Annotated in this window: 17 protein-coding genes; 7 read left to right on the forward strand and 10 right to left on the reverse strand. The window is 42.2% G+C overall.

What is annotated here, in order from left to right:
* Both MOB01S_RS12660 and MOB01S_RS08380 read right to left on the reverse strand, forming a co-directional pair.
* On the reverse strand, positions 1-393 hold a 393-nt coding region (locus MOB01S_RS12660), incomplete at its 3' end, for a hypothetical protein (protein WP_176572977.1).
* 80 nt (positions 394-473) lie between these two features.
* On the reverse strand, positions 474-2,084 hold the full coding sequence (locus MOB01S_RS08380; RefSeq protein WP_066803850.1) for an ESPR domain-containing protein: 1,611 nt from the start codon (positions 2,082-2,084) through the stop codon (positions 474-476).
* A gap of 157 nt (positions 2,085-2,241) precedes the next feature.
* Here MOB01S_RS08380 and MOB01S_RS08385 point away from each other — a divergent pair, with 157 nt between their 5' ends.
* Positions 2,242-3,492 carry an O-succinylhomoserine sulfhydrylase gene (locus MOB01S_RS08385; protein ID WP_066803853.1) on the forward strand — a complete coding sequence of 417 codons (1,251 nt, stop codon included), beginning with the start codon at positions 2,242-2,244 and terminating at the stop codon, positions 3,490-3,492.
* A gap of 103 nt (positions 3,493-3,595) precedes the next feature.
* On the forward strand, positions 3,596-4,318 hold the full coding sequence (locus tag MOB01S_RS08390) for a Bax inhibitor-1/YccA family protein (protein ID WP_066803857.1): 723 nt from the start codon (positions 3,596-3,598) through the stop codon (positions 4,316-4,318).
* A gap of 209 nt (positions 4,319-4,527) precedes the next feature.
* Here MOB01S_RS08390 and MOB01S_RS08395 read toward each other — a convergent pair whose 3' ends face one another.
* Both MOB01S_RS08395 and MOB01S_RS08400 read right to left on the reverse strand, forming a co-directional pair.
* A complete protein-coding gene (locus MOB01S_RS08395; RefSeq protein ID WP_281177238.1) occupies positions 4,528-5,553 on the reverse strand; it encodes a type I glyceraldehyde-3-phosphate dehydrogenase in 1,026 nt (341 codons plus the stop codon).
* Positions 5,550-7,367: a helix-turn-helix domain-containing protein gene (locus MOB01S_RS08400; RefSeq protein WP_066803917.1), complete on the reverse strand. Its 1,818-nt coding sequence runs from the start codon at positions 7,365-7,367 to the stop codon at positions 5,550-5,552. The genes MOB01S_RS08395 and MOB01S_RS08400 overlap by 4 nt, the downstream gene beginning before the upstream one ends.
* A 129-nt stretch (positions 7,368-7,496) precedes the next feature.
* On the opposite strand from MOB01S_RS08400, the gene MOB01S_RS08405 reads away from it, so the two are divergent.
* Both MOB01S_RS08405 and MOB01S_RS08410 read left to right on the forward strand, forming a co-directional pair.
* Positions 7,497-8,117 carry a hypothetical protein gene (locus MOB01S_RS08405; protein WP_066803863.1) on the forward strand — a complete coding sequence of 207 codons (621 nt, stop codon included), beginning with the start codon at positions 7,497-7,499 and terminating at the stop codon, positions 8,115-8,117.
* A 133-nt stretch (positions 8,118-8,250) separates the two neighbouring features.
* A complete protein-coding gene (locus MOB01S_RS08410; protein WP_066803867.1) occupies positions 8,251-8,748 on the forward strand; it encodes an immunity protein RhsI2 family protein in 498 nt (165 codons plus the stop codon).
* Positions 8,749-9,016: 268 nt separating this feature from the next.
* On the opposite strand, the gene MOB01S_RS08415 is transcribed toward MOB01S_RS08410, so the two are convergent.
* Together MOB01S_RS08415 and MOB01S_RS08425 are read right to left on the reverse strand one after the other, a co-directional pair.
* Positions 9,017-11,293, reverse strand: coding sequence for a site-specific recombinase (locus tag MOB01S_RS08415; RefSeq protein ID WP_066803870.1), 2,277 nt, complete (start codon positions 11,291-11,293; stop codon positions 9,017-9,019).
* Between the two features lie 207 nt (positions 11,294-11,500).
* Complete coding sequence (locus MOB01S_RS08425; protein ID WP_066803919.1) at positions 11,501-13,273, reverse strand: acyl-CoA dehydrogenase C-terminal domain-containing protein; 1,773 nt, start codon at positions 13,271-13,273, stop codon at positions 11,501-11,503.
* Positions 13,274-13,533: 260 nt separating this feature from the next.
* Between MOB01S_RS08425 and MOB01S_RS08430 the strand changes: the two genes are divergently transcribed.
* The 3 genes from MOB01S_RS08430 to MOB01S_RS12350 all read left to right on the forward strand — a co-directional run bounded on the left by MOB01S_RS08430 (position 13,534) and on the right by MOB01S_RS12350 (position 15,054).
* The gene (locus MOB01S_RS08430; protein ID WP_066803877.1) at positions 13,534-13,884 is read left to right on the forward strand and encodes a hypothetical protein; all 351 of its coding nucleotides are present in this window, start codon (positions 13,534-13,536) and stop codon (positions 13,882-13,884) included.
* Positions 13,885-14,417: 533 nt separating this feature from the next.
* Positions 14,418-14,903 carry a hypothetical protein gene (locus MOB01S_RS08435; protein ID WP_066803879.1) on the forward strand — a complete coding sequence of 162 codons (486 nt, stop codon included), beginning with the start codon at positions 14,418-14,420 and terminating at the stop codon, positions 14,901-14,903.
* Position 14,904: 1 nt separating this feature from the next.
* Complete coding sequence (locus MOB01S_RS12350) at positions 14,905-15,054, forward strand: hypothetical protein (RefSeq protein ID WP_157073941.1); 150 nt, start codon at positions 14,905-14,907, stop codon at positions 15,052-15,054.
* Between the two features lie 152 nt (positions 15,055-15,206).
* Here MOB01S_RS12350 and MOB01S_RS08440 read toward each other — a convergent pair whose 3' ends face one another.
* The 4 genes from MOB01S_RS08440 to MOB01S_RS08455 are packed head-to-tail and all read right to left on the reverse strand — an operon-like array spanning position 15,207 to position 19,099.
* Entirely contained in the window at positions 15,207-15,530 is a 324-nt protein-coding gene (locus tag MOB01S_RS08440; RefSeq protein ID WP_245640020.1) for a type II toxin-antitoxin system YafQ family toxin, read from the reverse strand.
* Positions 15,440-16,168: a 16S rRNA (uracil(1498)-N(3))-methyltransferase gene (locus MOB01S_RS08445; protein ID WP_066803882.1), complete on the reverse strand. Its 729-nt coding sequence runs from the start codon at positions 16,166-16,168 to the stop codon at positions 15,440-15,442. The genes MOB01S_RS08440 and MOB01S_RS08445 overlap by 91 nt, the downstream gene beginning before the upstream one ends.
* 20 nt (positions 16,169-16,188) lie before the next feature.
* Positions 16,189-17,640, reverse strand: a complete 1,452-nt coding sequence (locus MOB01S_RS08450; protein WP_066803886.1) for a M16 family metallopeptidase — start codon at positions 17,638-17,640, stop codon at positions 16,189-16,191.
* Between the two features lie 13 nt (positions 17,641-17,653).
* The gene (locus tag MOB01S_RS08455; RefSeq protein ID WP_066803889.1) at positions 17,654-19,099 is read right to left on the reverse strand and encodes a M16 family metallopeptidase; all 1,446 of its coding nucleotides are present in this window, start codon (positions 19,097-19,099) and stop codon (positions 17,654-17,656) included.
* Positions 19,100-19,150 lie beyond the last annotated feature (51 nt).

Raw genomic sequence — 19,150 nt, forward strand, 5'->3', positions numbered from 1 at the left:
CGTTGGCGTTGGCGTTGGCGTTGGCGTTGGCGTTGGCGTTGGCGTTGGCGTTGGCGTTGGCGTTGGCGTTGGCGTTGGCGTTGGCGTTGCATTTTGTTGTTTTAATTTTAAATGCACTTTATTGACATCAGAATAATCAGCTTCAAAATCCACCAGTGGGCTGTTGTCATTTAGGCTGGCAAATTGACCGTTTAGCGTGCCTGCCGTTACCACATCACGCCAAACGCTGTCTTGGGGTACATTGGCAATCAATTCATCGGTATAGACTTTTAAATGACCATTGGTGATATTGGCAGTACCTGTTACTTGCAGTTTGCTATATTCGCTGGTGGTGTCTAGCGTACCGTCCTCGTCCCAATCTAAGATGCCAATGAGTAGATTTTCGCCATTCATTGTATAGTTGCCATTGATTTTAAGAATGCCTTGGGTAATGGCAATATCACCTGTGAATTGTTTGGAGCTTTCAGAGAGTTCTAGTGTGCCTTTGCCATACTTAAAAATCCACCACCAACATCAGGGTCGTCAAAATCAATTGTGCCAGCATTACCAGTCAAGACGGCATTTGGATTGATGATGACATTGGTGCCTGTTGTTGGATTTTCGGTTTCAAAGGTAACACCCTTGTTGCCAAGCTCAATTTTGTTGGCATTGGTAAAATTGGCAAATAAATTTGGCTGGTCGGCAGTAATGCCAATTTCTGCCCCATTGATAAAAATGTCGGACTGGGCAGAGTTGGCATTTCGGCTGATTTGCTTGGTGTATAGTCCTGTCAAATAGGTGTCTTTGTCATTGGCTTCTAGACGAAGTGTGCCTTTGCCTGTATTGCCGACCATAATCTCATCGGTAACTAGGGTGCTGTCTTTGATGATGAGTGTACCAGTACCCCCTGTTGTACCAGTTGTACCACCCTCACTACTACCACCGACAGTTACTCCGCTTGCTCGGATATTACCAACATTATATTTGGAGGTTTTGTCTAGGGTTAATGTACCACTGCCACCGCCGCCAATAATTGCTTCATTACCAAGTTGTACATCGGCGTTTGCCCCTTGAATGGTAACTTGGGCTTGTGAACCAGTTAAAACGGCAAGATTCATATCTGTGGCTCTGATATCGCTGTTCTCAAAGATAGCCGTTGCCTTTGAGCCAGCTTCTTGCCCAAACGCCAGACTGGTTTGCAAGATATATCTGTCGTTGGTGCTGTTTAGGGTGGCGTTGCCTGTTGTGCCGATGGTGGCAAATTTGCTGTTAATTAGGTTCTTTTTACTGGTAACATTAGCGACCGAGTTTGCACCGTCCGCCAAAATATAGCTTTCGCTTAGGTCTAGTTTGCTATCAACAAGATTGGCATTGCCATTGCCATAGACGCCAATAACTAAGCTATCGGCTCTGATGGTTGAGTTGTCGCTACTTAGTGTGCCTGTTGCACCGTTATTACGACCCACCAAAAGTTGATCGGCACTGACTTTGGCTTTATCGGTTAGGCTAAGTGCGCCTTGTGAACCCGACTGCTCGCCCACATTGATGACTGTGCCGTTTAAAGTGGTGTTTTGACCTGATAACTCAAGGCTTGCAGTGCTGTTATCCACATTGGCGATGCTTATGATGCCAGCTGAGGTAATTTTTGCCCCATTTTTGCCGATGAGTTTGGCGGTGTGTGGTGGAGTTAATCCTAGTGCTAGAACACCACTTTTGTTTTGTAAGCTGGCATTATCAACAGTTACGACTGCATTTTGTCCAGCAGAAATGGCAATGTCGTTGTTGCTTTCAACCACAGCTTGATTGTTGATGTTGGCGGTGGTGTTTTCGCCGTTACCAAAGACAAGCTGACCTTTGATGACTGCCTTTGTGTTGGGATTGCCAATCAGCACTGTACCATCAAAGGCTCTGTTGCCTTCGATGGTATGCGTTTGCCCATTAGTAAGCTCCAAATCCGCCCCAAAACTTGCCCCACTCATCACAAGCCCAATTGCCACTGCCAATGCCTTGATTGACTTGGTTTTTCCTTTTGCTTTGGCAAATTCTGCCACACATTGATAGGCACCTTTGGCGTGATTAAAAATCACACGATAGCTTTTATTCATAGAATGTTCCTAAAACATTAAAAAAATTGTGTCATTATAGCATATTTGGGGGGGGCAACACTGTTAATTATTTAACCTAATAAAAGTGGCAAAAATGATTTAATTTTACCGTTCATCGGTTTATAATGGTGTTATCTTATTTGGTGAGGAAAAATTGATGAGTATTCTTGACCCCAACTGGCAATCTGATGCCCTAGACCCCGCTTTGGGATTTTTTGAAGAGACTTTGGCGATTCGTGGCGGTTATCATCGCACCGATGAGGGCGAACATAGCGAGGCGATTTTTGCCACCAGTAGTTATGTCTATGCCTCTGCCAAAGACGCTGCCGACCATTTTAATGGCAACAAAAAAGGCAATGTCTATTCTCGCCACACCAACCCGACCGTGCGAGCCTTTGAACGCCGTCTTGCCCTACTAGAAGGGGGTGAACGCTGTGTTGCCACCGCAAGCGGTATGGGGGCGATTTTGACAATGTGCCTTGCCTATCTAAAAGCAGGCGACCATCTACTCTGTGCCAAGCAGTTATTTGGCTCATCGGTGGCACTTTTTGATACTTATTTTAAGGCGTTTGGGGTGGCAGTCTCTTATGTGGACTGCTTTGATACGGATGCGTGGGCAAATGCCATTCAAGACAATACCAAAATTTGCTATCTTGAGTCTCCGTCCAATCCTTTGGCACAAATTGCCGATATTTCTGCCATTGCCAACATCGCCCATTCTAAGGGGGCGTTACTCATTGTAGATAACTGCTTTGCCACCCCTGCTATCCAAAAGCCACTAAGCTTGGGGGCGGACATTGTCATTCATTCGGCTTCCAAATACATTGATGGTCAAGGGCGTGTCTTGGGCGGTGCTTTGGTTGGCTCTGATGAATTGATGGAAAAAGCCTTTGGTGTGGTGCGAACAGGGGGCATTAGTCTGTCGCCCTTTAATGCGTGGGTGCTATTAAAGGGGCTTGAAACCTTATCAATCCGTATGAAAGCCCACTGTGAAAACGCCAACCGTGTTGCCGAATTTTTACAAAACCACCCAAAAGTGCAAAAGGTGCATTTTTCAGGCTTGCCCTCTCACGATAGCCATAGCGTTGCCAAGCGCCAGCATACTGCCCTAAACAATGTGGGCGGTGGGGCAATTACAGGCGCGTTTGGGGCGATTATCGGCTTTGAAGTGGCTGACCAAAAGTCGGCTTGGCAAGTGATTGATAGCACTCGTATGATTAGCATTACCAATAACTTAGGCGATGCCAAAACCACCATCACTCACCCTGCCACCACCACCCATTTTAGAATGACACCAGAGCAAAGAGTGCAGGCGGGTGTGAATGATGGGTTGATTCGCCTGTCGGTGGGGCTTGAAAATGTGGACGATATTATTGCTGATTTGGCAAGGGGGCTTGATGGTTTGTAAATATTTATATAAAAATTTACAAATACACACATACATTTATTTGCTTTTTTTATAAAAATATTATATAAACTAAACTTTCATTTATTGTTATGAGGTAAGGAAAATGGCAAATCCGATTGTAAGTCGTACTGAACTGGTAACCAGTGCCACTCCGATGAGTGTGAATGGCGTGGTCGCCAAAACCGCCACATTGCTTGGCGTAACCGCAGTTTCTGCGTTGGGTTTATTTTTTGTTGCATTATTTGGTGGCATGTCTCCTAGTGCCTTGACGGTATTATCAGTTGTGTCAATTTTTGTAACAATGGGTTTGGGTCTGTTAACTGCTTTTAAACCGCATTTGGCAAAAGCGTTGGCGATTCCTTATGCGGTGTTTGAAGGCGTGTTCGTTGGGATATTTAGTGCATTTATGTTCTATAAATTCCCGTCTGTGCCATTCATGGCGTTGTCGGCCACTTTTGTAACAGCGTGTGTCATGCTTGCATTGTATGTTACTCGTGTGGTTAAAGTTACCGAAAAATTCCGTTCTATCATCATCTCAGCCAGTATTGCGATTTTTGTCGTGTACATGATTCAGCTTGCCATGCGTTTGATTTTTGGTAGTAGCATTCCCATGCTGTTTGACGGTGGCATGATTGCGATTGGTTTTAGCGTATTTGTTACATTGATTGCATCATTTACATTGTTGCTTGATTTTGACAACATTGAAAAAGGTGTGATGTACGGTGTAGATAGAGAGTTTGAATGGGTGTACAGTATTGGTGTGTTGGCTACTTTGGTATGGATGTATGTTGAGTTCATGCGTTTGATTGGCTATCTCCAAGACTAATCAGCAAAACCACAAAAAGCCCCATGCCAATCGGTGTGGGGTTTTGTTTTGGGTGGTTTTCCAAGACTTAGCTCAGGGCGAACGGTTTTGGTGGTTTTTGAAGTTAAATCACTATAAATTCAATCCTTAATTTTGTTGGGTTTTGCAAACAAAGACCAACCTTATGTCTTCGGACTGGTTTGATGGTCATGTTACATTCTTTGACCACATCATCTTTTTGCCAACACCAAACACATATCCAACAAACGATTGGCATAACCAACTTCGTTGTCATACCATGCAAGAATTTTAAATTGGTTGCCTGCTTGCATGAGCTGACTGCCGTCAATGATGAGTGAATGCGTGTCGCCAATAAAATCAGAAGATACCAACGGTTCATCGGTATAATCCATGATGCCACGCAAGGTTGTTTGGCTTGTGGTTTTTAACAAATTGCTAACGTCATTGAGTGTGGGTGTGTGGGTAAATACCGCAGTAACATCAATACAAGCAACATTGACGGTGGGTACACGGATTGAATGACCGCTTAATTTGCCATTTAAAAAAGGCAATACACGTATACTGGCATTGATGCTACTAGATGTGGTGGGAATGATGTTTTGTCCTGAGGCACGACCTCGCCTCAAATCTCGGTGGGCTTGGTCAAGTACTGTTTGGTCGGCGGTAACAGCGTGAACTTCGGTCATCATCACGCTATCTATCCCAAATGTTTGATGTAGTGTGTTTAGTAGTGGCACGAGAGCTTGGGTAGTACAAGAGACGCCAGAAATGATGGGTAGTGTGCGACTTAGTGTATCATCATTCACGCCAACTACCACGCTGGCATCTACCATATCAAAGGGAGCAGAGCCGATGATGACTTGTTTTGCTCCTGATAGGCGGTGCAGATTGGCGTCATTGTAGGAACGAAAATGACCTGTACACTCTAACACCACATCAATATCCAATTGATGCCATATCAATTGTTGGGGGTTTGGTTGATTTAGGAGTAGGATTTGACAGAGGGTTTGATTATTTTTTTGTATAATCAACTGGTTTTCATATAAGTGTACGTTTGCTTGCAGTCGCCCATGTGTGCTATCAAATTTGAGTAAATGTAATAAAGTTTGAGCCTCTGCGATGTCATTGATGGCAATGATTTCAAGGTCTTTAAAATAATCATGATTGGCAAGATAGGCACGCACAAGCATACGCCCAATGCGTCCAAAGCCGTTAATAGCAAGGCGAAGTTTCACGATGTTGCTCCGTCTTTTTTATCAATAAAAGCAAGTGCCAGTCGCACCTCGTTGTATTCAAAATCACCACCCAATGCTTCTACTAAGGGGCGAAGTTTGATGCCACCTTCAAACTCGCCTTGTGCCAATAGTTTGTCATAGGTCTTTTGAATGCGTTTGAGGTCGGCTTTATCTGGGGCAAATTTGACATAATCATCAGCACCCTCTTGGGCGACAAGTTTGGTGATATGCTCTATGATGGTACTCACCGCCAGACTTCTTTTTTCGGCAATCTGACGAATGGTTAAACCCTCTGTTATCAGTGATTTGGTGGCTTGTAGGGTTGAAGTGGCAGGCTCTTTGTCAATGTGGGATTTGATGTGTGCGATTTTTTCTTGTTCTTTTTTGAGGTCGTTTAGGCGTTTTTCTTGATGGGCGATGAGCGTTTTGTCGGTGATGCCATCACAAGACTCAATGAATTGGCGATGAATTTGGGCAAGTGCATCATCACTTAAAGTATGAAAAAGTTCGGCTTGTTCATCGGCAAGTTGTAATAGTCGTTTATCCACATGATACACCCATTCATCTAGTAACAGGCTGTTATTGTTTAAGCCTAGTAATTTAAGTCCGTCCAGCGACCTAAGGCGTGATAGGGCAACATAGCCTTGACCTGCCTCAAAGGTATTGGCAAGGTCTATTTCGGCAAAATCCAATGTCATGCCTTGTGATTTGTGAATGGTGATTGCCCACGCAAGACATAGAGGAATCTGTTTAAAACTTGCCAATACCTTGCCCATATTGTCTTCGATTGCCCATTCGTCAGGTTCGGCAATCACGGTGCGACCGCTATTTAGACGGATTAGGGGGTATTTTGGGGTGGCTGGGTTATCCGTTTTGTCAAGGCTTGGCAATGCCACGAAGTCTACCACTTCACCCATTGTGCCGTTGGATACGTTGAGGGTGTTATTGTTTTTGATGAACATTACTTTTGCCCCTTTTTTTAGGGTCAAACTTTCGCCTGATTTGACGTTCTTTTTTAGGGTGTCAATGAGCATTTTGTCGCCATAAACCGCACAATCAAATGTATGGCTCTCGCCGTCTAGTAGGGCAAGCTGTGCTTGGTTGATATTATCCACATCGGCATTGTGGGTATAGAGGCGAGTACACTGCTTGCTGATGTCGTTGTGATGAGTGGCAAGTAGCACATCAATGGCAAAACTATCCACGCTCTGTTTGCGGATTTGGTTTAAGATGTCATTTAAACTCATGCCAAAACGAGTGCGTTCGTCATGCCCTGCTTGGCGGTGTTGTTCGGATAGGTAGCAGATTTGGAAGTTGGCGTTTTTCCATGCTTTTGCCATGAATGCAAATTTTTCTTTGTTGCTCTCGCCTTTGTTGCCCACAGGGGGCAGTTGAAAAAAATCCCCTGAAAATACTACCTGTAATCCACCAAAAGGAGCGTTGTTTTCTCGCACGACTTGCAAAATCTCATCAAGCAAATCCACCTGCCTAGCGTGGAGCATAGAAATTTCATCAATGATTAGAACGTATGTGTCCTTGATACGGTCGGTTATGGTTTGGCGAGATTTAAGGCGTTTAAAATCCTCATCGTTGAAGCTGTCTTTGATGCCCATGCCAGACCATGCGTGTATCGTCATGCCATTCATGTGTGTGGAAGCAATCCCTGTACTGGCGGTGGTAGCAACAGATATGCCACGTACACGCAGATAATGAATGTATTGGTTTAGGACGTAAGTTTTGCCTGCTCCTGCTTGCCCTGTCAAAAAGACGTTTTGTCCCGTTTTTAAGATATTAAGTGCGGTTGTTTGTTTCATGGCGAAATGGTTTGGTAAAAGGTGTAGCATAGCATTTTTACCCAAAGAAAAAAAGCTAAATTTTTGGGTGGGGTTGGGGGTGGGTTGTGTTAAAATGAGTATGATTTTGTAAGCCAATCAACAAAGGCCATGACTTTTTTACAAAAAATCAAAAGATTAAATACCACTGTCTTTTTTGTTTTATTTTTGGTATTGGCTACTTTGGCATTTGTCATTTTAAATGATAGGGGCTGGCACATACCAACAGACAGTGAAATACATCACGCAACAGGCATAATACATGTGATTGGTGATGATTATCATCAAAAGAATGGTTCTGGCTCTGTGGCACACATACAAATTCATACCGATGACGGCAAGAAAATATATTTGACGTGCAGTTATACCGCATTGGGTTATACTCAGTATAGTGGTTGTGAGCAGGGTTGGGCGGTCAAAGATTTTAAAAATGTGGTGCATAAGCAACAAGGCGAAGTCAGTTGGTATGTGCAAAATAAATTTTTGGGAATCACCAATCCTTATCCGCAACTGCTTTCTATGACCGTAAGAAAAGATGGCAAAGTCATTTATGAACGCACCAAAGAACAAACTTTAACACAAATGTCAAAAGGCGGTCATACATTTTCGGTATTATTTTTCTTGTTTCATATGTTGATATTGTATTGGGTATTTAAACCAATAGATTTGGATAAAATGCAAAAAAAGTATGAGAAAAAGAAAGCGAAAAAGCAAGCAAGATACAGCCCGTAGGTTGGGTTGAGGTACGAAACCCAACAAATTCAATGGGTTATATCTGGAATGTTGGGTTTCACATTCGTTCAACCCAACCTATGGGCTTTTGGGGTTTTTAATAAAATTATGATTGGATATAAGGTTGTTAAAAATGATAGAAAATAGCTTCTACATCAATAAATACTTATCTGATTTTGTACTGACTTATAGTTTCAAAGAAGATATGGTTAATCAAGAAAGTAAGATAAAGCAAATTCATCAACTAACCACAGATGAAACACGACCCTTATTTGGAATAAAAGGGGATTATGGATTGTATGCCACTAGAGAATGGTGGGATAGCATTGATAAGGGCTTGATAAAAATTGAAATTCATATCGGATTAATTACAAAAACATTTAAGTCTGGTCAAGATAATGTAAAAAAAGATAATACATTTACATTTATTTCATTAATAGATAGAAAAAGTTATGATGAAAGCATTTATTGTTTCAATAACGGTGATTATTCATTTTTTAAAGAAGGTCATTTTATTTTTATAGTTTATGCCCTTGATGAATTAAAAATGAGTGCGGAAAATAATATTCAATATTCTAAAACAGTGCTAGAAATGGCGGTTACAAAAAATAAAGATTGTGTGGTTTCTTGATTAATCTGTAGGTTGGGTTGAGGTACGAAACCAAACAAACTCAAGGCTTGAGCTTAAAATGTTGGGTTTCACATTCGTTCAACCCAACCTACGGGCTAAAATTAAAAGTTAAGGGTTTTTTATTAAGGAAAGTTATATCATCCAAGTTATTATTACTAAATTATTGGCTTTAGCATACTCAAAATATTCTTTCATGCCCACTAAGAACCCATAGAATCTCTCTTGATCATTCTCATCTTGTGATGAATATTCTATTTTGGCTTTTTGCTCACTTAGGCAACTGCGGTGGCTTATCAGGTTTGGGTAGGGGGTTTTTGGCGTTATTTTCGTTGTACATATCAAGCCCAACCTCGCCTGCTTCTAGCGGTACACCCACAGGGCTAAAATGTTCTTGGCTTAGGTCGGTTTTGGCGGTTTCGGCACTCGTTTTGCGTTTGCCCAGACGGCGAACCACGTAGCCGATTGGTGCGATGGTATCTTTGACGGTATCGTCATGGATAATGCGACCTTCGCTGTCCATGCGTGCGTATTTGACACTTTCTCTTCTGGGGATAAAAAATTCCCATGGGCGAGTGATGAAATGGTTGAAAAGTAAAGAGTGTAGCTCATGCCATTGACTAAAATTGACTTCTTTGGAACGCAATGCTACCATGAGTGATAGCGAAAAACTCACCATAAGATTGACAAAGCCAATAAGCATGACACCGATGAATGAGTATAGAGCGATTTGCCATGTCAAATCTTGGGGGGATAAAAAGTACAGACCGTACACGAAGTTGGCGGACGCAAAGGCGATGTGGCGAATGTCAAGCGGTAGCCCCAACATATAACCAATTGTTGCGGTGCTTCCCAAAAAACACCCAAAAATAAAATTACCCATAATCGCACCAAGATTTGCCTCAATAAAATCACCCAAGCGATTTTGCCATGTAGAAGGCATAAATCTAGCTAAGGTTTGGTGGCGTTTGATGCGTTCACCCACTTTGTTGAAGGTGGCAAGGTTGTCATAATAACCAGAAATCAGCCCACTTAAAAACAAAAATATCCCAGCAATACCTGCGTGTATCAAAGATAACGAACGAAGGGGGTCAAGCTCATGAAGTAGCGTCCCTGCTTTTTTGGCATCAATCATTGGCACACCATGAAAATACACCCAACCATATGCAATCAGCAGGGCGACAGGCATGGCAACTGAGATGTTGCCCATGATAGCGATAAACTGTGTTCGCATGATGTCCACGACAAGCTCGGCAAGTTTGGTTAGTTGTTTGTTTTTCTTGTTGCCAGTTTCAGAAATGGTGGACGCAATGGCGGCAGCGGTCATGGCAGGCTGTTTGGTGGCAACTGTTCCGCCTGCAATGTGAATGCTCACAAATCCTAACCCATAAATCATACTGTTCATAAATGCCTTGCCAATGGGTGCAAGTATGAGTGATGAGCCAAGTATTTTTAGCGTTGCCATAAATGCAATAAACAGTCCGCCAAGCCCTGCTTTTTTGTACATTTTTTTGTAGCCAGCACGGTCGGTACTGATGTAGTGTTCGCCCACACGTCCTGAATTTTCGGTGATTTTACGAGAAAGTAATTTGGCATTGTTTTCAATCAAATAACCAAAACTATAACGATTTTTGGCGGTACGAACGATTTCTTGGATAAGCTCAACAATGGCTTTATCACGGTTTTGGTTTTTATCACAAAGTAACTCAATCAAAATATGCATGCGATGAATGCTTTGTTCTAAACGCACCAACATATTGGTCATGCGAATGGAAATGCCTGTTTTATAAATGCGTTTTCGGATATTTGCCACGATTTCACTACATTGGTCTAGCATGACAATTAGGGGGGCAGGGTCAATATCCACATCAGGCATGATGTCAGTCATTGAGTCAAGGTCATGGGCTTGACGATATTGGTTGGCAAACATGACCGTCTCTTGGTTTTGGGCGACAAAAGCTGCTGAGTAGTTTAAAATCTGTGGATATGCTTCCATCATTTCGGCGTGCAACCCAATGCCACTAATACGATAAGAGAGAATCACTAAGGCATTTAGAATGCCATTTTTGGCAGTAGCAACAAGGCTAAGATGACTGCTATCTACCGTGATGAGATTGACAAGCTCGTCCCATTGTTCGGCACTGATTAAAGAAAGCCATTGCTCATCGGTATCTTGGTCAAAAAGATAGTTGGCAAGCTCTACAATAGAATCTTCTTCGGGCAGTAGTGGCAAAAAACGATGTCCGATGAGTTTGTTGATGCTGTGCGAAAACCCCACATCAGAGACGATGCCTGTGGTGGTGTACATGGTGATTTGGCGGTATTGGTCAATGAGTTTTAAAAGAAAGACCGCAAGCCCCGCTCCATACTCTGGATTTTCTTGCAAAAGGGTGATAAATTCGGTGATTTTTTGATTGACAAGCGTTTCGTCGTCCTCCACCACTCGCAAAGCGTCAATTAGGCGTTTTAGGGATTGAGGTTCTGGCAGTTCACTCAAAAAAGTGATGTGTTGTAAGATGTGGCTTAAATCGTTATTGGTATGGTACATAAAATACTGTTTTAATCATTTTTTTGCATTCTAACATATTTTTTAAGCTTTGGGCGAGGGTTTGAGGTTTTTGTGGGTAATTTGTGGATAAAATGTTGTGATTGTTTGGCGTGTGCTTTTTTATCAAAACCATAAAAATGGTACAACCTATTTTTGTGATTTGTTTTAAGGTTGTACCAAATTTAGGCTTTGGATATATGTGCCAAATCAAGCAAAAAATGCCGTGTCAAATGCCATAATGCTCTGTACGCCATTTTTGGCACAAGTGGCGTGAGTGTGCAGGCGTGGCAAGATACGAGCGGTGAAGTAATCTGCTAGACGGATTTTGTTTGTATAAAATTCCCCCTCCTTGCCCACGCTTGCCTTGACAATCAGTACATACATATAGGCATAGCACAGATAACCCACAGCGTGTAGATAATCTACTGCCGAGCCGTTGATGGTGTTTGGGTTGTCTTTGGCGGTATTGATGAGGTGTGTGGTCAAATCAGCAACAGTATCGCACGCCTGTAAAGTGGCGGATTTTAGATTGCTGTCATTGAGTGCTTGCGTGGCGGTTTTGATTTCATCAAGTAGGGCAAACATCGCAACACCACTATCTTTGATGACTTTACGACCCAAAAGGTCAAGAGATTGAATGCCATTTGTGCCTTCGTAGATTTGACTAATGCGAGTATCACGCACGATTTGTTCCATGCCCCATTCTTTGATGTAGCCATGCCCACCAAAAACTTGTTGGCAATCTATCGTGGCGTTAAAGGACATATCGGTTAAAAAGGCTTTGACAATGGGTGTAAGCAGGGCAACTTTGGTGGAGGCTTTGGCTTTTTCATCGCCATCATCACTAAATTTGGCAATATCAAGCTCACAGGCCACATACATGGCAAAAGTACGAGAGGCGACACTGTTTGCCTTAGTGTTTAAAAGCATACGGCGAACGTCAGCATGGTGGATGATGGGGTCGGCCACTTTATCTGTGTTTTTTGTGCCACTGTCAGCACGCCCCTGTAAGCGGTCGCAGGCGTAGGCACAGGCATTTTGGTAAGCCAAAACACTCGCCCCCAAGCCTTGTAAGCCCATAGTAACACGTTCGTAATTCATCATCACAAACATACTAGCTAGCCCTGTGTTTTCTGCACCGACCATATAACCTTTGGCGTTGTCAAAATTCATCACACAGGTGGCAGATGCTTTGATGCCCATTTTATGCTCAATAGAGCCTGCTTTTACGTTGTTACGTTCACCCAAACTGCCGTCTGCATTGACCAAAAATTTTGGTACGATAAATAGCGATATGCCCTTTGAGCCTGCTGGGGCGTTTGGGGTTTTGGCAAGTACCAAATGAATGATGTTGTCGCCCAAATCGTGTTCGCCACCTGTGATAAAAATCTTTGTCCCTGTGATACTATAAGAGCCGTCATCGTTGGGGGTGGCACGGGTTTTGATGATACCCAAATCCGTGCCTGCGTGGGCTTCGGTCAGACACATTGTGCCAGACCATTCACCGCTATATAGCTTGGGTAGGTATAGGGCTTTTTGTTCATCGCTACCGCTTGCCAATAAGCAAAGGCTTGCCCCAACGGTCAGGTTGGGATATAAAGCAAAAGATTGGTTGGTGGCAAAAAGTATCTCCTCTGTCAGCATACTTACCATTTTTGGCATGCCTTGACCGCCAAAATCAGGGCTACCCCCAAGCCCAATCCAACCTGCTTGGGCATAGGATTTAAAGGCTTCTTTAAATCCTTTTGGGGTGGCAACCTTACCATCGCCCAGATAACTTGCTCCTTCGTCATCGCCTGATTGGTTGAGTGGCAAGAGGACTTCTTGGGCGAATTTTGCCATTTCGTCCAAAATCATATCCACCGTATCGCTGTCTACGTGTGATAGAGCAGGCGTGCGTTGCCATAGTGCAGGTGCATCAAAGACTTCGTTTAAGGTAAAACGCATTTCATCAAGGGGAGCGGTGTAATGTAAGGTCATGTTACGTCCTTTTAAGTTTGAAGTGTTGTGAAGTGTTTTCATTTAAACAAAAAATCACCCCATTTGGCAATGGGGTGATTTGTACTCATCAGTCATTTTTTTATGGCGGGTGTTTGGGTTGTATGTTGGATATGTGCTGTTGGATTGACTTTTTTGGGTGATTTTGTTATATTTTTGAATGATTTTATGATGTTCATCAAATAATACTTAATCATCTTATCGCAAATTAACCCCATTTTTTATTTAGGAATGTCTGACGAATGAATGATAAAGACTTTAAAGAAAATATGTATCTTTATAAATATATTCCTGAAATTGCTGAAAACGTTGGTATGGTTGGTTATTTTTTCTTTATACCGTTTTTGATGTTTCTGGTAAATAAAGGTTATATAGAGATGAATATCGCACATTTTAATCGGTCATTCTTGTTATCTGGTCTTGTTTATGGTGTGATGTTTTTATCGTTTGACAAAAATTCCGCTCATAAATACAGAATACCGGATACAGAAAATTATTCGGTTATTTGGATACAGATTGTTAATTGTGTATTCATGCTTCTAAGGGGCATGATGATTCCTGCAATATTTTATTTAATCATATTAAGAAAGTGATTTGATGAATTTCAATCATTATCATGTGTGTAGGGCGTAGGTTGGGTTGAGTTTATGAAACCCAACAAAATTAAAGGTTGAATTTTAAATGTTGGGTGAAACGGCGGTTCAACCCAACTTATGAGCTTGATTGATAAGTTATTTATTTTAAAAATAAAAAAATTGCCTAAAAGATATAAAATTATTAAAAGAATAATAAGAGGGGAATTTTTTTGAAAAATTGTTGTTGGGTTGATTTTTTTAGGAAAATTTGGTAAATTTGAACTCAGAATAGTTCGTGTATAGATATGCAGAATTAGTGGATAGATAATGCCATTTTGTGTATTTAGAGTGCAATAATAGATGAAGTTGATGTATAAAACTGTAACCTATGAGTTTAAAAAAATGCGAATGGCATTGGAGCAACATTAAACTAATAATATTAACGGAGAATTATATTGGGCAATTACATTACTTCAATCATTTTTCGCATAGTTTTGCTGTCCATTTGGATATGGATAATTGTAATCCCAATTTCTTTGCGAAAAGAAGGAATGAATACTTTTCCAGATAAATCAGCCATACAATACAGCGAAGGAACTCTAAAAACCATAAAACGGAGAGCTAGTCGTCATCATACAGTTACTGATGTTGTGCTTGTACCATTTGATAGCAAGGTAGGCACAACCTACTATTGTGATTATACCGCTCAGCATACAGCAGTCTCATCATCTTGTCTACCCGAAGAAAAAATCGCCCCTTACCGCAACCAATCTGTTCGGATTGGTTGGTATCAAAAGAGCGATGTGTTATGGTTTCACAATCCACACCCACAACTGGTCTCTTTGGAAGTAGATGGTGAAGTAATCAGAAGTTATGAGTACAGTCTTAAAATCGCAAAAGATCGTATCGGTATAGGAGATATTATCGTGTACGGTTTTATAACAATTGGGTGGGGAATAGTTTATGTATGTGTATCGATAATAGGCAGACGATCACTCAAAGAATATCGCAAACAATCTAAAATAAATGAGGTGTAATATGGGAACTGGTATTGAAAATGTTATTATTGGTGGGTCGACTATTAAGGATGGTGTTGATAAAAATAATGGTTCACAGTTGGCACAAGGTGCTGCCACTATCGCTCAGCCCGTAGGTTGGGTTGAGTTTACGAAACCTAACACCATTTAATCCATAAGGTGCGTACCACGCACCATAAAAACCCAAGACCAAAACGGTGCGTATTATTATGTACCTTACACCTTTGCACTATACAGACGAATTGCAATTCACCCATACAAATCCATAAATTTAGATTTGGTACATGATATATAGTGTGTATATTAAAATAACTCACCATGCGTACCAAGTCTGACTAATTGTACTGCTCGCCCTTTATCATCATCAATCAAAGTATAAATCAACACCAAATCAGGCTTGATGTGACAATCTTGAAATCCTACCCAGTTGCCTTGTAAAGGGTGGTCTTGGTATTTTTGGGGTAGGGGCAAATCGTGGCGTAAATGATACAGAGCGTCTGCCCACTCATCGCTAAATAGCCTACCGCCACATTCCCTCACCACTTCATCTGCCCCAACACCTGCAAGCCCACCAATCCTGCCACGCCTGCCGTCTCGGTGCGTAATACTCGCTCGCCTATCGTCCACGACAAAAAGCCATGCCGATGACACAGGGCTATCTCATCATCACTAAGCCCTCCTTCTGCCCCCACCAGTAGGGCAATGGTGGTTGGTAGAGCGTCTAGGCGACTTGGGTCAAAGCGATGATGTTCGTCCGATAGGTTCATGATAATTTTTAGGTTGTCTTGGCAAGTTGCCACACCGTCCGCCAAACTCATGGGCGGTAAAATAGTGGGAATAATGTTTAGCCCACATTGTTCGCAGGCGGAAATGGCGATTTTTTGCCAATGAGCCAGTTTTTTGTTATCACGTTCATAACGCAGGCGGTCGGAGCGTTCGCTGGTGATGAGTTGGATTTGGTGAACGCCAAGCTCGGTGGCTTTTTGAATGGTATAATCCATGCGATCACCTTTACTGATGGCTTGGTATAGCGTAACGCGATAGGGCAAGGTACGATTTGTGGGGTCAAAATCATTGACCTGTACAAAAGCACCTTTTTTATCCATGCTGATGAGTGTGGTGGTGTATTCACCTCCTTGCCCATTAAAGAGTGTGGCGACATCACCCACATTTGCCCTAAGTACTTTTACCCAATGATGATACACATCATCAGGCAGTATCACTTCATCGCCCACATTAAGGGGCATTTCTACAAAAAAACGCATAAGTTTCCTTTCGTTGTTTTTTATTTTGCCAATTTATCAAGCACATCGGACAAATCAGGCTTTTGTTTGCCTATGGTGATGATGATAAATTCGTTTGGACGAATATATTGGTTTAAGGAAGCGTTGGCTTGATTTAGGGTTGCTTTATCTAGTCGCACCAAATAATCTGTAATATGACTGTCTGGCAGATTGTCATAATTTAGATGGCTTGCGGTGTGATGAATGGCTAAATTGGTGGCAAGGCTCATCGGATAGGCGTATTTGCGACTGGTGCGTTCTAACTCAAAATCATGTTGTTTGATGCCATTTTTTCTAACGTCATTGATGACATCAAGTGTTTTCACGATGGCTTCTTTGGCTTTATCGGTTTGGGTAGAAAAATTGATGAGATAATAACCTCTTTCATCAAATGTCGTCATACCTCCTGTGATGCCATAAGTATAACCGCCCTTATCACGGATTTCTTTCATCAGATAGGCATTAAAATCACCACCTGCCAAGACACTATTGGCTAGGCTAAAATTGGTGCGGTTTTGTAGTTCAGTAGGGTCTTTGGTGTCTTTTTCGCCCATGTGTCCGATGTAGATGTGTGTTTGGGTGCTGTCGTAGGGAATGTGGACGTGTTGTGGTTTGGGTGGTGTGGGGGTTGGCAGGTCGGATACTCTTTCACCCTGTGGCAATGCCTCAATCAAGCGTTTGGCTATGGCGTGAGCATTATCCATGCTGATGTCGCCTGTGATGGCGATGTGAACGTTGTTTTTTGTGAGGTAGTGATTTTTGTAATTAATCAAATCATCACGACTTATGGTTGCTACGCTTTTTTGCGTGCCAGAGCTTTGCACGGCATAGGGGTGATTGCCATACATGGTCTCCAAAAAGGCAACGTGTGCCAGATGGCTTGGGTCTTGTTTGGCAAATTCAAAACCAATGTCTGCTTGGGCTTGGTTGCGTTTTAAAATTGTCTCATCAAAACGTGGGTTTTTTATCATATCAATAAACAGGTCAAGGGCAGGATACAGCTCTTTATCTTCTGATAAACTTCTAAAACCATAACTAAAAGTATCCTGACGAGCGGTCGCTCCAAACGTTGCACCCAAAAGTTCGGCTTGTTCGGCAAATTCGTTTTCGTCTAGGCTTGTCGTGCCTTGTGTCATCATGGTTGCGGTCATATCAGCAATGCCATAACCTTCTTTTTTAATGGTGCTGTCTTTGGCAGAGCCACCCTTAAAAGTTAAGGAAATGTCTAAAATGGGCAATTCATCTACATGTGTAAAAATCACAGACACGCCGTCAATGACAAAGCGTTTCATCTTTGGAATAGTCAAATCAAGCGGTTTATCATCATTTAGGCTATCAAGTGCAGGTAAAGGTTGAGTTGTTTCTTTGGTGATGGTGGGTTGTCTGTCTGCCCAAGCAGTGCTAACATGACATGCCAAAACAAGTGTAAGTAGCGGTATGGTTGATTTTTTCATTTTGTTATCCTAATTATTCATCTTTTGGTAAAATATAGGCACTGTACATACGTTCATTAGTCAAGTATTTTTTGCCTGCTTGTTTGATTTCATCAGCAGTGATGGTAGGAAGTATGGCAAGTTCCTCCTCAATGTATTCAAAAGGGATATTTTCGTGTTTTAATGTGCCTAAAAATTGGGCTTGACCTGCCACACCTTCGGAGGCAAAGATAAGCCCTGTTTTGACAGCGACCAACGAACGGTCAAGCTCTTTTTGGGTGATGGGGTCTGTCATTGTACGTTGTATTTCATCTAACACAAGACGTTTGGTTTCATCTAGGCTTACTTCGGATTTTGGTGTTGCTACCACCATAAACAAACCATCGCCATAACCTGTACTGTCATAGCTACTAAATGCCGAAGTTACCAACTCTTTTTTGACCAAATTTTTAGCAAATCGTCCTGATGTACCACTTAGTACATCATCAAACAACCCAAGTGCCGCCAGTTCTCTTTCTTGGGTTTTGTTGTGATTGTTGGTAAGTTTTAGGCTTGATAGGGTGGGGGCTTGCCATGCTAGGATAAGTGTGGGAACTTGGACAGCTTCTTTGATGATAAGATGTCGCTTGTTTACACCACCTTTGCCAGCAAATACATCGTCAGCGTGGATAAAATCCTTAGGATTGCGTTTTGGGAGTGTATCGCCTTTGGGTATGTTGCCAAAATATTTTTGGATATGATTGATTGCTTCGTCTTTGTCCACATCGCCAACGATGACGATGGTGGCGTTGTTTGGGACGTACCATGTGGCATACCAGTGTTGTAAATCCTCTATCGTCAAACCCTCAATATCAGCCATGCTACCAATAACAGGGCGACCTCTGGGCGTATCACCGTAGATAAATGATGAAAATGACTCATAGGCTTTTGACATGGGGTTGTCATCGGTGCGTACTCGGCGTTCTTCTTGAATGACTTGACGCTCACTCTCTATCTGCTTGGGTTTAAATAGTACGTTTTTCATGCGGTTGGCTTCTAACTCCAACGCTAGGGCGTAGCGGTTAGCAGGCAGTACTTCATGATACACAGTAACATCAGAGCTGGTATAGGCGTTGTTTGTGCCGCCATAATGACTGATAAGACGACTAAATTCATCGCTTGATACTTTGGGCGTGTCTTTGAACATTAGATGTTCTAAAAAATGCGACAATCCGCCCTTGCCCGAAGGTTCGTCATTCGCCCCCACGCCATACCAGATTTGGGTCATAACCACAGGAGCACGTCTGTCCTCTTTGATGATGATTTTTAGACCGTTGTCTAGGGTATGTTCGTGGATATTTTGAAGTAGGCGAAGTTCGGTTTTGGGTTGAGTTTGTTCTGGCGGTACTGGATAAGAGTAAAGCATTTCTTTGCTTTGACAAGCTGTCAGTAACGTCATTAAACCCAATGATAAAATAAGATGATAAAAACTTTTTTTCATAACTTGTTCCAAAATGTCATTTTCCAATCAACACACTGGCGGTGGGACGTA

Origin of the sequence: Moraxella oblonga NBRC 102422, from assembly GCF_001598275.1 — a bacterium.
Taxonomy (GTDB): Bacteria; Pseudomonadota; Gammaproteobacteria; order Pseudomonadales; family Moraxellaceae; genus Moraxella; species Moraxella oblonga.

What these genes read in the sequence shown, in the direction of transcription:
- MOB01S_RS08400 (WP_066803917.1), bottom strand. Translation starts at nt 7,367, where the DNA reads ATGAAACAAACAACCGCACTTAATATCTTAAAAACGGGACAAAACGTC.
- MOB01S_RS08380 (WP_066803850.1), bottom strand. Translation starts at nt 2,084, where the DNA reads ATGAATAAAAGCTATCGTGTGATTTTTAATCACGCCAAAGGTGCCTAT.
- MOB01S_RS08405 (WP_066803863.1), top strand. Translation starts at nt 7,497, where the DNA reads ATGACTTTTTTACAAAAAATCAAAAGATTAAATACCACTGTCTTTTTT.
- MOB01S_RS08390 (WP_066803857.1), top strand. Translation starts at nt 3,596, where the DNA reads ATGGCAAATCCGATTGTAAGTCGTACTGAACTGGTAACCAGTGCCACT.
- MOB01S_RS08425 (WP_066803919.1), bottom strand. Translation starts at nt 13,273, where the DNA reads ATGACCTTACATTACACCGCTCCCCTTGATGAAATGCGTTTTACCTTA.
- MOB01S_RS12350 (WP_157073941.1), top strand. Translation starts at nt 14,905, where the DNA reads ATGGGAACTGGTATTGAAAATGTTATTATTGGTGGGTCGACTATTAAG.
- MOB01S_RS08430 (WP_066803877.1), top strand. Translation starts at nt 13,534, where the DNA reads ATGAATGATAAAGACTTTAAAGAAAATATGTATCTTTATAAATATATT.
- MOB01S_RS08435 (WP_066803879.1), top strand. Translation starts at nt 14,418, where the DNA reads ATGAATACTTTTCCAGATAAATCAGCCATACAATACAGCGAAGGAACT.
- MOB01S_RS08410 (WP_066803867.1), top strand. Translation starts at nt 8,251, where the DNA reads ATGATAGAAAATAGCTTCTACATCAATAAATACTTATCTGATTTTGTA.
- MOB01S_RS08455 (WP_066803889.1), bottom strand. Translation starts at nt 19,099, where the DNA reads ATGAAAAAAAGTTTTTATCATCTTATTTTATCATTGGGTTTAATGACG.
- MOB01S_RS08415 (WP_066803870.1), bottom strand. Translation starts at nt 11,293, where the DNA reads ATGTACCATACCAATAACGATTTAAGCCACATCTTACAACACATCACT.
- MOB01S_RS08445 (WP_066803882.1), bottom strand. Translation starts at nt 16,168, where the DNA reads ATGCGTTTTTTTGTAGAAATGCCCCTTAATGTGGGCGATGAAGTGATA.
- MOB01S_RS08450 (WP_066803886.1), bottom strand. Translation starts at nt 17,640, where the DNA reads ATGAAAAAATCAACCATACCGCTACTTACACTTGTTTTGGCATGTCAT.
- MOB01S_RS08385 (WP_066803853.1), top strand. Translation starts at nt 2,242, where the DNA reads ATGAGTATTCTTGACCCCAACTGGCAATCTGATGCCCTAGACCCCGCT.